This is a genomic window from Lentzea sp. NPDC042327 (assembly GCF_040647275.1).
In the GTDB taxonomy this organism is placed as follows: Bacteria; Actinomycetota; Actinomycetes; order Mycobacteriales; family Pseudonocardiaceae; genus Lentzea.
Map to the genome: position 1 here is coordinate 41,730 of NZ_JBEZBX010000016.1, position 13,884 is coordinate 55,613.

The following is a 13,884-nucleotide window of genomic DNA, read 5'->3' on the forward strand; positions in this document are numbered from 1 at the left end:
GCTAGGGGGAGGTTTTGGCTGCGCAGATGGGCGAGCAGGTGTTCGCGAGCAGTGGAACCAGGGCCTCGGCGACGTGTCGCACGACCCAGCGCTGGTGCAGCTCGGTCACGGGGCCGTCGCACACGCTGCACGCGCGGACGTGCTCGGTGCCGTGCGTGCCGGGGTCGAGGCGGGAGAGGTCGGTCGTGGGCGGCACCAGCACCGGGAACACGTGGCCCGCGTAGAGCGCGTCCGCGCTGACCCGGCTCTCGGCGAGGTTCCGGCAGCGGGTCAGCTCGTACGGGAACCAGTGCAGCCGGTGCGAGGTGTGCGGGTCGAACCGCCGCAGGCTCGTCATGGCACCGATCTCCGGCGGCACGCGGACCAGGTTCGACCCGCGCAGGTCCAGCACCTCGACCGCCGTCAGCTTCGCGATCGTGGGCGGCAGGGTGATGATCTGGTGCTGCTCCACGGGACTCAGCTCGCGCAACGGCCGGAACAACGCGCGCCCGTCTGCCGCGGCCTCCTCGACCACCTCCAGCAGGTGCAGCCAGCCCGGTGACGCCGGGTTCTGGCGGTCCGGGTGGAAGCGCACGAGCTGCCGGGTCCTGTCGACGCACCGGCACCCGTCCTCGGTCTCCCCCATGACGGGCAGGGTATCGCTGCCACCGTTCGGCCCGTCGGGATCAACCGGTTGCCCTGCACGCCGAACGGCTAGACCTGGGCCTGTGCGGCTCGGCGGCGCGGGCGGAACCACATGGTGACGCCGGTGGCCATCAGCACGAACAACGGCAGCAGCGGCACGTACGACACCCACACCACCGAGCTGTCCACCGTCAGCGCGACCGCCGTGAAGACGACCGTGACCATGAAGACCATGCTCACGACGCGGTGGAACCGGCGCATCCGCTTGCTCATCTCGAACCTCCCAGTCGGGTGTTTGTCGAGGTCAACGGTATGAGCACGGGTGCGGTCCGCGCTTCTCGATTCCTGACCGGTCGTTCACGGGGAAATCAGGCAGGATGCGCGTGTCGATCGCGGCCGCTCCCGATCGACGTGCTGGTGAGAGCACACCGGAGCACCTGAGGAGAAGATCGATGCGCACCCTGATCGCCACCGCGTTCGTCTCGCTCGACGGCGTCGTCGAGGCCCCCGGCGGCGAGCCGGGCCACCGCAGCTCCGGCTGGACCTTCAAGGACATCGCGTTCGACGAGGCAGCCTACGAGATCAAGGGCCGTGAGCAGGAGGAGGCCGCGGCCATGATGATGGGCCGGGTCAGCTACGAGGCGTTCTCCCCGGTGTGGCCGGCGCTCGACTACTTCCCGCGGTACAACGCGATGCCGAAGTACGTCGTCTCCAGCACGTTGGAGGAGGACCAGCTCGTCGGCAACTGGGGCGACATCACGATCCTGCGCTCCCTCGACGACGTGGCCGCGCTCAAGGAGACCGACGGCGGCCCGATCTCGATCCACGGCAGCGCGACGCTGAACCGCAGCCTGTCCGACGTCGGCCTGATCGACCGCTACCACCTGCTGGTGTTCCCGGTGCTGCTCGGCGCGGGCAAGCGGCTGTTCAGCGAGACCGACAAGGACAAGCAGCTGCTGACGCTGGTCGAGAGCGAGTCCTACTCCAACGGCATCCAGAAGCTGGTCTACGACGTCACGCGCTGACGCTCGCGCTCCGGCACGGCCACCGGTCGTGCCGGGGTGAGCTGGACCAGGACGATCGAGCCGATCAGCACCAGCGCGCCGATGAGCTGGAGCAGCGACAGCGTCTGACCGAGGAACACCAGCCCCAGCAGGGTGGCGACGAGCGGGCTGAAGAACCCCAGGAACGACAGCCCGATCGCCGGCACCCGGTCGGTGCCGCGGAACCAGACCGAGTAGGCGAAGAGCGACCCGAGCACGATCAGGTAGCCGAAGCCGAGCGCGTTGGTGCCGTTGATCGTGCTCGGCAGGCCCTCCAGCAGGAACAGGGCCGGCAGCAGCACGATCCCGCCCGCGGTGAGCTGCCAGCCGGTGAACAGCAGCACGTTGACCTCGGCCGGCCGCTGCCACCGCTTGGTCAGCACGATGCCCGACGCCATGCAGACCGCGCCGCCCAGCGCCGCCAGCACGCCGACGACGTCCAGCTGCGCCGTCGCCTTCAGCACGAGCAGCGCCACCCCCGCCGAAGCGGCCAGGCACGCCAGCAGGTGGGGGAGCCGGACGCGGTCGCCCAGCAGCAGCGCGGCGAGCACCAGCACGACCATCGGCTGCACCGAGCCGACGAGCGCCGCGACCCCGCCGGGCAGCCGGTAGGCGGCGACGAAGAGCAGGAAGAAGAACGCGCCGATGTTCAGCGTGCCCAGCACGAGCGCGCGCCACCACCAGATGCCGGTGGGCAGGATGCGCCCGAACAGCAACAGGATCAGCCCCGCCGGCAACGCGCGCACCACCGCGGCCAGCAGCGGCCGGTCCGGTGGCAGCAGCTGGGTGGTGACGAGGTAGGTGCTGCCCCAGATCATCGGTGCCAGCGCGGTGGTCGCCGAGTCCGCCAGCAGTCGGTTGCCCTTCATGGCACTGCCCCCGTCACTTGTCGGTGCCGAAGAACCGATCCCCGAAGTCACCGATGCCGGGCAGCATGTAGGCGTTCTCGTTGAGCCGTTCCTCGATCGCGGACGTCACGATCCGCACCCGCGGGTAGCGCGAGCACACCGCCTCGATGCCCTCGGGCACCGTGATGAAGGTGACGAACACGATGTTCTCTTCTAGCACCCCGTGGTCGAGCAGCACTTGAACCGCGGCCAGCGCGGTGCCACCGGTCGCGAGCATCGGGTCGAGCAGCAGCACCTGGCGGGACGCGATGTCCTCCGGCAACGCCGAGTAGTACAGCTTCGGCAGCTTGGTCACCCTGTCGCGCTGGATGAGGATCTTGCCGATCCGCACGCCCCTGACCACCGCCCGCAGCCCGGCCTCCATGCTCTCGCCCGCCCGCACGATCGGGACGCCGACGAGGTCCTCCGCGAACCGCAACCCGTGGTAGGTCGCGCCGACCGGGGTGGTGACGTCGCGCGGTGTGAACGGCAGCAGGTCGAGCCCGGCCTCCACGAGCAGCCGGATGATGCGTTCGGTGTAGAAGACGAACTCCTCGCGCGACACCTCGCGGTCGCGGACGATCGTGTGCATCGCGCGCAGCTGGTTGGTCTGCGGCAACAGGTGGACGTTCTTCTCGAGGTAGGCCTCGATGGAGATCACGGGCACTCCTTGGCAGCGGCCACGACCCCGGCGAACGAGTCGACGAGCCAGGTGGGGTTGGCGCTGAGCAGTTGTTCGACGCTGTGCACGCCGTAGGTCACGCCGATCGACGCCATCCCGGCGGCGTGCGCCATCAGCACGTCGTGGGTGGTGTCGCCGACCATCACCGCGTTCGCCGCGGCCACGTCCAGCGCGTCGAGCACCACGAACCCGGACGCGGGGTCGGGCTTCGGCGCGGGCACCTGGTCCGCGCCGACGACGACGGCGAAGTGCTCGCGCAGCCCGGCCGCGGTGAGCAGCGCCTCGGCGTTGGCGATGAACTTGCTGGTGGCCACGGCGAGCAGGACACCGCCGTCCGCCAGCTCCTCCAGCCCGTCGTGCACGCCGGGGAACACGAGCCGGGTGGCCATCGGCAGCACGATCCGGCGGAACGTCGACTGGTAGAGCTCCACGCAGTCGGCGGCCACCGGGTCGTCGGCCGCGACGCCCAGCAGCTTCGCGAACGCCGCCGGCAGCGGCAGCCCGATCGTGGACCGGATCGCGCCCGAGTCCGCGGTGGGCAGTCCGAGCTGGGCGAACACGGCGGCGAACGTCGTGACGATCCCGGTCGGGGTGTCGACCAGCGTGCCGTCGAGGTCGAACACCACGCAGCGGCGGCTCATCGGCTGAACTCCCTCGCGTGGGCGGCGGCCAGCTCGCCGGCGACCTCGGCGGTGCTGACCAGCACCGCGGTGTTCGCCTTGGCGGAACGGCCTTCCGTGGCGCGTTCGACGGCCTTCATCAGGTACTTCGTGATCGCCTGTCCGGTCACGCCCTCGCGTTCGGCGCGCTCGACCGCCTCGGCGATCACCGACTCGACCTCACCGCCGTCGATCGCGTCCCCCGGTTTCGTGGGTGTGGTGACGAGGAACGAGCCGGGGCCGCCGAGCCGCCAGTGGTTCTCGACCGCGCGCGCCAGCACCGCGGGGTCGTCGATCCGGTGCGGGCTGCGGAACCCGCTGGAGGTGCAGTAGAACGCCGGGAAGTCGTCGGAGCGGTAGGACACGACCGGCACGCAGTGCGTCTCCAGGAACTCCAGGGTGAGCCCGAGGTCCAGGATGTTCTTCGCGCCCGCGCACACCACGGCGACCTTCGAGCGGGTGAACTGGATCAGGTCCGACGACACGTCCATCGTCCGCTCGGCGCCGCGGTGCACACCGCCGATCCCCGCGGAGGAGAAGAACTTCAGCCCGGCGAGCTCGGCGGCGATCACCGACGACGCGACGGTCGTGGCGCCCATGCCGCCGCGGGCCAGCACGATCGGCAGGTCCCGGCTGCTGACCTTCGGGATCTTCGGTGTGGACGCGAACCGCTCGATGTCGGTGTCGGTCATGCCGACGAGGATGCGGCCGCCGTCGATGCCGATCGTCGCGGGCACCGAGCCACCCGCGCGCACGGCGTCCTGCACGCTGCGGGCGGTCTCGGCGTTGTCCGGGTAGTCCAGGCCGTGCGTGATGACGTTGGACTCCAACGCCACCACGGGCTGTCCGGCGGTGATCGCCTCGGCCACTTCCTCGCTGTACACCAGGGGAATGCTCACGAACTACCTCCGATCGCCAGCGTGACCGCCTTGGTCACGGCCTCGATCAGCTCGGACATCTGCTCGTCGGTGAGCAGCACCGGCACGTGCGCGGCGGCGTGCAGCTCGACCTGCCGGCGCACCTGCGACTGGCCGATGGCGGTCATCAGCTCGTCGATGTCGGGCTCGCGCAGCAGGCTGTAGTGGTCCGCCTCCAGGTCGACGATGACGGGGGGCACTGCAGAGAAACCTTCGCTGCCCTCGATGAACGAGTAGTCGTCGCCCCGCGCCTTGAAGATGGTGATGGGCGCGGTGATCGTGCGTTCGGCGAGCTCGCTGAAGGTGTACTTGAAGGAGAACGTCTCGGTGACGATCCGGATGATCCGCCGCACCAGCTCGGGGTCGAGGTCGCGGAACTCGGCGCTGACGAACCCGGCGAAGCTCTCCTCGTCGCGCGCCACCTCCAGGCACCGCTGCAGCCGCGGGTCGGTGATGCTGCCCGCGAACACCGAGAACAGGATGGTCACGAACGCCCTGTTGTCGTACGCGGCCTCGTTGCTGTCGCGCTCGTCGCGGACTTTCGGCGAGCCCGGCGCGATCAGGAACAGGGTGCGCACCTCGTGCCCGGCCTGCTCCAGCTGGTGCGCCGTCTCGAACGCGACCCGCGCGCCGAACGAGTAGCCCCACAGCGTGTACGGGCCCTCCGGCTGGACCTTCTTGATCGCCTCGACGTCGGCGGCGGCCATCTCGCGGATGGTGCGGTACGGCGTCTCGCCCTCGTTGATGCCGTGCGCCTGCACGCCGTAGAACGTCTTCTCCGACTTGCTCGCCAGCGTGCGCAGGTTCATCGGGTAGCCGCCCAGACCGGGCCAGCAGAACACCGGTGCGCCGGTGCCGCCGGAGCTCATCGGCACGAGCCGGGAGATCGGTCCCTCGTGGACGCCGTCGACCCGGCGGGACAGCTGCTCGATCGTCGGCGACTCGAACAGCACCTGCAACGGCAGCGAGGTGCCGAAGTCCTTGTTGATCCGGTTGACCAGGCCGACCGCGATCAGCGAGTTGCCGCCGGTCTCGAAGAAGTCGTCGTGCGTCGACACGGTCTCGCGCTTCATGAGCTTCTTCCACAGCTCGCTGACGCGGCGTTCGGTCGTGGTGCGCGGGGCGACGAACGGGCGGTCGTTGTCGTCGGCGTTGGTCTTGTCGGACTTCTCCAGCGCCTTGACGTCGATCTTGCCGTTCGCGGTGACCGGCAACGCGTCCAGCACCACGACCTTGTTCGGGATCATGTAGTCGGGCAGGAAGTTGACCAGGTCGTCGCGGATCAGCTCGGCCGGTCCCTTCATGTGCACGACGTCCTCGTTCATGCCGGGGCTGCGCCGCTGGGCGTAGGAGACCTTGCCGCCCAGGAAGAAGTACGACGGGCCGGGCGCCTCACCGAGGTCGGCCAGCACGCCGTTGATGCGCTTGGCCGACGGCAGGTCGTTGCCGGACTTGGAGCTGTAGCCCGACGACATGAAACCGAGGTCGACGTCGTTGGCGGACAGCCGGTGCATGGTCCGGCCGAGGTCGACGTACTCGCGCCACGGCTCGGTGGTGCGGCTGACGACCGTGACGCCGAAGCTGGCCCGCTCGTACACGGCCTGGTTGATGGCGATGACGTGCTTGCGCAGCACCAGCTCGTCCGAGACGCGCTCGAACTCGCCGTCGCGGTAGCGGTACTGGCCCGCGGGCAGGTCCGCGACCTTGCCGGGGTGGGTCTGGACGTAGACGTCGACGGCGTCGTCGGTGCGCGGGCCGGTGTGGGCGGTCAGCTGGAACGTGCCGAGGTAGTGGTCCTCGTCGGCGACGTCGAGCAGGTCCTTGATCTCGGGGGTGTGCGCGGCGGCCCGCAGGTCGAGGCCGTAGCCGGGCAGGACCTCCTCGAAGAGGCCGACCATGTGGCCGGTCTCGATCTCCAGGACCTCCTGGACGTTGTTCTGGTACACGCCCTCGATGGCGGCCCTCCGCCCGATGAAGTGCAGCTTGACCTGCGGCTCCTGCTCCTCGACCTGGGCGATCCGGACGAGCTGGTGGCGCAGCGGGTGGTAGTAGTACAACCCCGCCGGCAGGCCCGCGATGTGGTGCAGCTCCAGGTAGATCTGGGTCGCGTAGAGCGAACCCGGCGAGGCGTAGCCGTACTTGGGCAGCAGCCGCTGGTCGCTGTAGTGCGCGCCGAAGTAGCGCAGGATCTCGCCCAGCTCCGCGAACCGCACGGACTTCGGGTCCTTCGAGCCGGTCGCGTCGACCTGGCGGCCCAGCAACGCGGCGAGGTCGGCCGCGGTGACCGCGCCGCCCTCGTAGAACCGGTAGGACTTGCGCGAGAACACGACCTTGCGCTGCAGGCAGGACGCCTCCTCACCGGGCAGCTCGAACGCCTCGCGCCCGCCGAGGTCGTCGCGCACGCCGGGGTTCGACAGCTGCGCGCGGACCTGCAGCCGGGAGGACTTCGACTGGTGGTGGGCACCGGAGTTGCCCTGGTCCATCAGCGCGGCTTCCTTGGGGTTCAGCTCGACGCACGCGATCAGGTTCTGGAACCCGGTGCGCTCGTCGGACTTCACGATGACCGCCGCGTTGCGCACCCAGTCGTGCGTCTCGATCGCGAGCCGGATCTCGTCGAGCTCCACCCGGTAGCCGCGCAGCTTCACCTGGCTGTCGGCGCGGCCGGCGAACTGCACGGTGCCGTCCGGGTTCTGCGTGACCAGGTCGCCGGTGCGGAACATGCCGTCCACGAACCGCTCCGCGGTCAGCTCCGGCTGGTGCAGGTACCCGCGGGCGACCTGGAGGCCGCCGATGTGCAGCTCGCCGATCTCGCCCAGCGGCACCATGTCGCGGTTCTCGTCGAGCACCAGGTAGGTGGTGTTCGCGGCCGGCGCTCCGATGGAGATGGACTTGGGGGCGTTCGCCAGCTGCGCCGGGTCGACGGTGAACGACGACGAGTTGATCGTCGTCTCGGTCGGCCCGTAGAGGTTGACGAGCTGCGTGTCCGGCATGGTGGCGGTCGCGCTGACCGCGAGCGTGCGGGACAACGCCTCACCGCCGCTGAAGATCTGCCGCAGGCTCGTGCAGGTGTGGAGCTCCTCGGTGTCGATCAGCGCCTGCAGCAACGTCGGCACGCACTGCAGCGTGGTGACGTCGTGCTCGCGGATCGTGCCGATCAGCATCTCGGGGTCGCGGTAGATGCCGGGCCGTCCCATCACCACCGTGCTGCCGACCGCCGGTGCGAGGATCTCCCACTGCGCGGCGTCGAAGCTCATCGGCGTCTTCTGCACCACGCGCTTCGTGCCGTCGATGCCGTGCGCGTCGTGCAGCCACAGCATCTGGTTGACGATGCTGCGGTGCTCGATCATCACGCCCTTGGGCTTACCGGTGCTGCCGGAGGTGTAGATGATGTAGGCGAGGCTGTCGTGCGCGGGGCTGAAGCCGTCGTCGAACGCCTCGTCGCAGTCGGCGAGCGTGACGATCCTGGTGCCGCTCGGCGCGAGCTCCGCGAGGCGGGCCTTGAGCCCCGGCTGGGTCAGCACGACTTTCGTGCGCGAGTCCTCGATCATGTACCGCAGGCGTTCCTCCGGGTACTCGGGGCTCAGCGGGAGGTACGCGCCACCGCTGCAGAGGATGCCCCACGCGCCGACCACGAGGTCCAGCGACGGTTCGACGAACATGCCCACGCAGTCGTCGGCCGTGATGCCCAGTCTGCGCAGGTGCGTCGCCAGCGCGGAGCTCTGCTCGAACAGCTCGCCGTAGCTGAGGCTGCTGTCGCCGAACACCACGGCCGTGCGGTCGGGGTGCTCCTCGACCTGCTTGCGCAGCAGGTCGGGCAGGCACCCGCCGTCGCGCTGCGTACCGTCGACTGAAGCTGCGTTCGGCATGCGAGAAGCCCCCAAGGCGTCGGTGGTGACCAATGGGTACGAGAGCCCAGTGCGGTGGAAAACGTACGAACGGCGCCTCGAATCCGTCTGGAGGACGTGCCGAGACGAGGCCGTCACGGCACGTCGGACCCAGGGTCGTTCCACTGAGGACGGTCGGTCCGGCCCGCGCGGGCCGGTGAGGGGCGTCAGGCCGACGTGGAAGGCCCGGTCATCGTCCACTTCGGACTGCGTCGAGCGCCTGCCAGGTGAGCCGGCGCAGCTCGCCGAGGTCGCCGCCGCCCTGGCGCAGCCACACCGTGCTGGCCGCGTCCAGGCACGCCAGCAGGGTCGCCACGACCGCCTCGCCGACGAGGCCGGCCGGGGCGCCACCGGTGCCGACGCGGCGTTCGACCTCCGGGGCCAGCGCCTCCTGCCAGCGCAGGTGCTTCTCCAGGTGGGCGGCGCGCAACGCGGGGGTGGTCGCGACCAGCCGCCCGATCGCGGCGCCGCGTTCGGGGCTCGTGTGCTCGCCGATCACCTCGAACGCGTGCGCCAGCGCCTCCCAGATCGGCTCGTCGTCGGGACGCGCGCGCAGCGCCGCCAGGATCACCGGCCCCTGCTCGGCGAGGTCGCCGAAGACGATGTCCTCCTTCGAGCCGAAGTAGCGGAAGAAGGAGCGCCGGGAGATCCCGGTCGCCGCCACCACCTGGTCGACCGTCGTCTCCTCGAAGCCCTGCTCCAGGAACAACGCCAGCGCGGCGTCCACGACCTCCTCCTGGACGCGGCGGCGGGTGCGGTCCCACAGGCGCTCTGACATGCCGCCAACCCTAGTGCCGTGGCGCACTCCTGGCATCTGGTGCTAGGTTGGCACTTGATGCCAGGGAGGCCCAGAAGTGACAATCGACTACCGAGGTGCTCGCGTCCTCGTCACCGGTGCCAGTGCCGGGATCGGTGCGGAGTTCGCCCGTGAGCTCGCCCGCAGGGGCGCTGACCTGGTGCTGGTGGCGCGCCGGGCGGAGCGGCTGGAGGCACTGGCCGCCGAGCTGAAGGGTGTCGAGGTCACCGTGCTGCCGTGCGACCTCACCCAGCCGGACGCCGTGCCGGAGCTGGCCGCCGGGCTGCGGGCGCGCGGGCTCACGCTGACCGGGCTGGTCAACAACGCCGGGTTCGGCACGTACGGGCCGTTCGCGCAGGAGGACGTGGAACGGCTGCGCACCGAGATCGCGCTCGACGTCTCCGCGGTGGTCGAGCTGTCCAGGACGTTCCTCGGCGAGCTGGTGGCGTCCGGGCGCGGGGTGCTGGTCAACGTCGCGAGCATGGCCGCCTACCACCCGACGCCGCGGATGGCGGTCTACGGCGCGGCCAAGGCGTTCGTGCTGAGCTTCACCGAGGCGCTGTGGCAGGAGCACCGGCGCAGCGGCCTGCGGGTGCTCGCGCTCTCACCCGGCGCGACCGAGACGGAGTTCTTCGCCGTCGCCGGCGAGCAGGCCTCGGGCGGTGCGCGCAAGGTCGGGCCGGAGCTGGTGGTGCGCACGGCGTTGCGGACGCTGGACCGGCGCAACCCGCCGCCGAGCATCGCGGTCGGGCGGGCGAACCGGGTCCTGGTCAGCTTGTCGCGCCTGGTCAGCAGGCGGCAGGCGGTCAGGGCGATGGCCGCGCTGTCGGCCTGAGGCTCAGGTGCCCTGCGGCCAGGCGACGGTTCCGGTGCGCGGCAGCCTTTTCACGACTGGTGGTTGTGCACCGACGTGCCCGCCCTGGTCGCGTCCCGGCCCCAGTTCGCGAGCAGCTGCAAAGCCTCCGCGGACGCCGAACCCGGTTCCGCGTGGTAGGTGGTGAAGAACAGCTCCGGCTCGCTGGGCATCCGCAGCGTCTCGTACGCCAGTGTCATCTCGCCCACCAGCGGGTGCCGCAACACCTTGGTGCCGAAGGACTTCTCCTTCACGTCGTGCTTGGCCCACAGCTTGCGGAACAGCGCGCTCTTCAACGACAGCTCGCCGACCAGCGCGGCCAGCTCCGGGTCGTCGGCGTAGCACCCGGCGTCCATCCGCAGGAAGGCGACGACGTCGGCGGCCTTGCTCTGCCAGTCGGCGAACAGCTCCTGGTAGGACGGGTGCAGGAAGATCAGCCGGCCCCAGTTGCGCTCGCGCGGCTCCAGCTCGGACCAGTCGCCGAACAACGCCGCGGCCATCGGGTTCCAGGCGAGGACGTCCGAACGCCGGCCGCCGATGTACGCGGGCACGCCGACGTTGTCGAGCAGGTGCTGCAACGCCGGGCGCACGTGCGAGCGCTGCGCCTTCTTCTTCGTGCCGGTGCGGCTGCGCGTGAGGTTGCGCAGGTGCGCGTGCTCGGCGTCGGACAGCCGCAGGGCGCGGGCGATCGAGTCCCAGACCTCGGCCGAGACGTTGCGGCCGTTGCCCTGTTCCAGCCGCGTGTAGTACGCGACCGAGACACCCGCCAGCTGGGCCAGCTCCTCGCGGCGCAGACCGGGGACGCGGCGGGCGCGGCCGAACCGCGGCAGCCCCACGTCGTCGGGTGACAGCCGCGCCCGGCGGCTGCGCAGGAACTCGCTCAGCTCGGTGCGTGGGTCCACTGTCATGCCCCGAGTATCCCTGACCTGCGTGAACCGTGCCTGCTACTGCCAGTGGTAGGCACAGCGGACGTACGAAAACCAGGTGTCTGGGTAGCGACCGGCGACCGGGGCAGTGTTCTCGGTGACACGACGAGACGAGGAGAACCTGATGAGCACCGTCGCTGCCTACGCCGCTGCGGCACCCAAGGCACCGCTGGAGCGCACCACGATCGAGCGTCGCGCCGTCGGCGCGCACGACGTCCTGATCGACATCAAGTACGCGGGCATCTGCCACTCCGACATCCACCAGGTCAACGAGGGCTGGGGCGAGGCCATCTTCCCGATGGTCCCCGGCCACGAGATCGCGGGTGTCGTCGTCGAGGTCGGCTCCGAGGTCACCCGGCACGCCGTCGGCGACCGCGTCGGCGTCGGCTGCATGGTCGACTCGTGCCGCGAGTGCGACTACTGCCTGCGCGGCCTGGAGCAGTACTGCGCCAACGGCAACACCATGACCTACAACGCCATCGGCCGGGATGGCCAGGCTACCCACGGCGGCTACTCGCAGCAGATCGTGGTCGACGAGAACTTCGTCGTCCGCATCCCGGACGCCCTGCCGCTGGACGTGGCCGCGCCGCTGCTGTGCGCGGGCATCACGCTGTACTCGCCGCTCAAGCACTGGGGCGTGGCGCCCGGCAAGAAGGTCGCGATCGTCGGCCTGGGCGGTCTCGGCCACATGGGCGTGAAGATCGCCGCCGCGCTCGGCGCCGAGGTGACCGTGCTGTCGCAGTCGTTGCGCAAGAAGGACGACGGCCTCAAGCTCGGTGCCCACGACTACCGCGCCACGAGCGACCCGGCCACGTTCTCCGAGCTGGCGGGCCGGTTCGACGTCATCGTCTCCACGGTGTCCGCGCCGCTCGACCTCACCGCCTACCTCGGCCTGCTCAAGACCGACGGCGCGCTGGTCAACGTCGGTGCCCCCGAGGAGCCGGTCTCGATCAACCTGTTCGGTCTGCTCGGCGGTCGCAAGACCCTCGCGGGCTCGATGATCGGCGGCATCGCGGAGACCCAGGAGATGCTGGACTTCTGCGCGGAGCACTCCCTCGGCGCGGAGATCGAGCTGATCACCGCCGAGGAGATCAACACGGCCTACGACCGGGTGCAGGCCAGCGACGTGCGGTACCGGTTCGTGATCGACGCCGCCACGATCTGACCGGCATCTGCGAGTACCGAGCCTTTTCCATCCTCATGGTCGGGTGCGTTGTTCGAGGGTGACCTGAGCAGCAAGGAGGGTGCGGGGGCGGGCAAGACTCCCGGCCGGAGGCGCTCAGGCCGGCGCGCACTGAACCCCGGCGTCCTCACCCCAGCCGGTCGCACGGCAGCACGAAGAACCAGCCCGCCGGTTCGTGCTCCAGCCGTGCCTCCGGCGCGTTCGCCGCGCACTGCGCCCGGCCCTGTTCCACGCTCGCGTCCCACGGCACACCGCGCAGCACCGTGCCGGGCTCCTGGAGGTGTCCGATGACGCTCGACACCAGCAGGATGCCGAGCACCCACTGCCCGGCCCGCACGGCGAACCGCTGCCACGCGGCCGGAGGCGCCGCGTCGAGCCCCACCGCGACCGCTGTGAACAGGAACAGCACCGGCGCGACGCTGTAGCGCTGCCCGGCGAGCACCACGCCCGGCTGCTGCACCTGCAGCGCCGCGCTCCAGTTCAGCACCAGGCTCAGCCCGATCAGGAGCACGCTGCAGCAGGTGGCGACCGCGGCCAGCGCCCGCCCGGCGCGGTCGCCCCACCACAGCGCGGCGAGGACGGGCAGACCGGTCACCAGCAGCGCGCCGAGGACGACCAGGTTGCCGTGCGCGGGGTAGAAGAGGCCGAGCCGTTCCGACCCGGTCAGCGCCACCACCGGCACCCGCAGCAGGGCCGCGAGCAGCACCTGCACGGTGTCGACCGGGTCGTGCGAGTACGGCGTGCGTTCAGCGGACAGCACCACCGCGCCCTGCACCAGCGCACCGGCCAGGAACACGACCGGAACCTCCCGGCGCGGCAGGAACAGCCGGACGAACGCGATCGGGACCAGCAGGAGGACCAGCGGGCTCGACAGCGTCGCCAGGACCACGAACACCGCGACCGGCACGCGCGGCGCGGTCCGCCACAGCAGCGCCCAGAACACGCCGTACAGCAGGAACCAGTGCAGGTTCGCCATGTTGTTCAACGTCTCGGAGTTGCCCGCCGGCACCACGACCACGAGCGCGGCCAGCACGAACCGCAGCGCCGTCGACCGCAGGTACGCGCCGGACGCCGCGAACGTGACGAGCGCGACGACCGCCCGCAGCACCGCCGCCGCGACCGCGAACCCGGCCGCCGTCCACGGCAGCGGCAGCAGCGCGACCAGTTCGGCCACCAGCCGGGGCAGCACGTGCAGGTAGCCGCCGTACGGGTCGGCCAGGTTCTGCAGCGCGGGGGAGCGGAGGGCGTCGACGGCGAACCGCGCGCCGTCCTCGGCCCACAGGTGGTCTAAGCGCGCCCAGCCGGCCGGGACGAGCAGCAGGAACGCCACCGAGGCCAGGAAACCGGCCACGTACCCGGTGACGGCGCGATCTCCCTCCGGTTCGGGGAACACGCTGTCCGCGAGCGCCCGCGGTCTGTCCGTCGTCACC

General features: G+C 70.4%; 13 protein-coding genes. 3 read left to right on the forward strand and 10 right to left on the reverse strand.

The window, feature by feature from the left end; translation table 11 throughout:
* Position 1 precedes the first annotated feature (1 nt).
* Positions 2–625 (reverse strand): leucine-rich repeat domain-containing protein, encoded by a 624-nt coding sequence (locus AB0A63_RS32485; protein ID WP_360397956.1) that lies wholly within the window; start codon positions 623–625, stop codon positions 2–4.
* Positions 626–693: 68 nt separating this feature from the next.
* Positions 694–897 (reverse strand): hypothetical protein, encoded by a 204-nt coding sequence (locus AB0A63_RS32490; RefSeq protein WP_360397958.1) that lies wholly within the window; start codon positions 895–897, stop codon positions 694–696.
* 179 nt (positions 898–1,076) lie between these two features.
* Here AB0A63_RS32490 and AB0A63_RS32495 point away from each other — a divergent pair, with 179 nt between their 5' ends.
* A complete protein-coding gene (locus AB0A63_RS32495) occupies positions 1,077–1,649 on the forward strand; it encodes a dihydrofolate reductase family protein (RefSeq protein ID WP_360397960.1) in 573 nt (190 codons plus the stop codon).
* On the opposite strand, the gene AB0A63_RS32500 is transcribed toward AB0A63_RS32495, so the two are convergent.
* The 6 genes from AB0A63_RS32500 to AB0A63_RS32525 all read right to left on the reverse strand — a co-directional run bounded on the left by AB0A63_RS32500 (position 1,631) and on the right by AB0A63_RS32525 (position 9,474).
* Positions 1,631–2,536 (reverse strand): EamA family transporter, encoded by a 906-nt coding sequence (locus tag AB0A63_RS32500; protein ID WP_360397962.1) that lies wholly within the window; start codon positions 2,534–2,536, stop codon positions 1,631–1,633. The two genes, AB0A63_RS32495 and AB0A63_RS32500, sit on opposite strands and share 19 nt — an antisense overlap.
* 13 nt (positions 2,537–2,549) lie before the next feature.
* Positions 2,550–3,215, reverse strand: coding sequence for a uracil phosphoribosyltransferase (gene upp / locus AB0A63_RS32505; protein WP_360397964.1), 666 nt, complete (start codon positions 3,213–3,215; stop codon positions 2,550–2,552).
* Positions 3,212–3,877 (reverse strand): HAD family hydrolase, encoded by a 666-nt coding sequence (locus AB0A63_RS32510; RefSeq protein ID WP_360397966.1) that lies wholly within the window; start codon positions 3,875–3,877, stop codon positions 3,212–3,214. Before AB0A63_RS32510 ends, upp begins: the two co-directional genes overlap by 4 nt.
* Positions 3,874–4,794: a pseudouridine-5'-phosphate glycosidase gene (locus AB0A63_RS32515; RefSeq protein WP_360397968.1), complete on the reverse strand. Its 921-nt coding sequence runs from the start codon at positions 4,792–4,794 to the stop codon at positions 3,874–3,876. Before AB0A63_RS32515 ends, AB0A63_RS32510 begins: the two co-directional genes overlap by 4 nt.
* Positions 4,791–8,678 carry an amino acid adenylation domain-containing protein gene (locus AB0A63_RS32520; protein WP_360397970.1) on the reverse strand — a complete coding sequence of 1,296 codons (3,888 nt, stop codon included), beginning with the start codon at positions 8,676–8,678 and terminating at the stop codon, positions 4,791–4,793. Before AB0A63_RS32520 ends, AB0A63_RS32515 begins: the two co-directional genes overlap by 4 nt.
* A 208-nt stretch (positions 8,679–8,886) precedes the next feature.
* The gene (locus AB0A63_RS32525; RefSeq protein ID WP_360397972.1) at positions 8,887–9,474 is read right to left on the reverse strand and encodes a TetR/AcrR family transcriptional regulator; all 588 of its coding nucleotides are present in this window, start codon (positions 9,472–9,474) and stop codon (positions 8,887–8,889) included.
* A 76-nt stretch (positions 9,475–9,550) separates the two neighbouring features.
* On the opposite strand from AB0A63_RS32525, the gene AB0A63_RS32530 reads away from it, so the two are divergent.
* On the forward strand, positions 9,551–10,327 hold the full coding sequence (locus AB0A63_RS32530) for an SDR family oxidoreductase (protein WP_360397974.1): 777 nt from the start codon (positions 9,551–9,553) through the stop codon (positions 10,325–10,327).
* Between the two features lie 50 nt (positions 10,328–10,377).
* Here AB0A63_RS32530 and AB0A63_RS32535 read toward each other — a convergent pair whose 3' ends face one another.
* A complete protein-coding gene (locus AB0A63_RS32535; protein ID WP_360397976.1) occupies positions 10,378–11,253 on the reverse strand; it encodes a helix-turn-helix transcriptional regulator in 876 nt (291 codons plus the stop codon).
* Positions 11,254–11,395: 142 nt separating this feature from the next.
* On the opposite strand from AB0A63_RS32535, the gene AB0A63_RS32540 reads away from it, so the two are divergent.
* A complete protein-coding gene (locus AB0A63_RS32540; protein WP_360397978.1) occupies positions 11,396–12,436 on the forward strand; it encodes an NAD(P)-dependent alcohol dehydrogenase in 1,041 nt (346 codons plus the stop codon).
* 145 nt (positions 12,437–12,581) lie between these two features.
* Here AB0A63_RS32540 and AB0A63_RS32545 read toward each other — a convergent pair whose 3' ends face one another.
* Complete coding sequence (locus AB0A63_RS32545) at positions 12,582–13,883, reverse strand: hypothetical protein (RefSeq protein ID WP_360397980.1); 1,302 nt, start codon at positions 13,881–13,883, stop codon at positions 12,582–12,584.
* Position 13,884 lies beyond the last annotated feature (1 nt).

Bases quoted from the DNA above. Each gene is read 5' to 3' on its own strand.
- AB0A63_RS32485 (WP_360397956.1), bottom strand. From the start codon at position 625: ATGGGGGAGACCGAGGACGGGTGCCGGTGCGTCGACAGGACCCGGCAG.
- AB0A63_RS32490 (WP_360397958.1), bottom strand. From the start codon at position 897: ATGAGCAAGCGGATGCGCCGGTTCCACCGCGTCGTGAGCATGGTCTTC.
- AB0A63_RS32495 (WP_360397960.1), top strand. From the start codon at position 1,077: ATGCGCACCCTGATCGCCACCGCGTTCGTCTCGCTCGACGGCGTCGTC.
- AB0A63_RS32500 (WP_360397962.1), bottom strand. From the start codon at position 2,536: ATGAAGGGCAACCGACTGCTGGCGGACTCGGCGACCACCGCGCTGGCA.
- AB0A63_RS32510 (WP_360397966.1), bottom strand. From the start codon at position 3,877: ATGAGCCGCCGCTGCGTGGTGTTCGACCTCGACGGCACGCTGGTCGAC.
- AB0A63_RS32520 (WP_360397970.1), bottom strand. From the start codon at position 8,678: ATGCCGAACGCAGCTTCAGTCGACGGTACGCAGCGCGACGGCGGGTGC.
- AB0A63_RS32525 (WP_360397972.1), bottom strand. From the start codon at position 9,474: ATGTCAGAGCGCCTGTGGGACCGCACCCGCCGCCGCGTCCAGGAGGAG.
- AB0A63_RS32535 (WP_360397976.1), bottom strand. From the start codon at position 11,253: ATGACAGTGGACCCACGCACCGAGCTGAGCGAGTTCCTGCGCAGCCGC.
- AB0A63_RS32540 (WP_360397978.1), top strand. From the start codon at position 11,396: ATGAGCACCGTCGCTGCCTACGCCGCTGCGGCACCCAAGGCACCGCTG.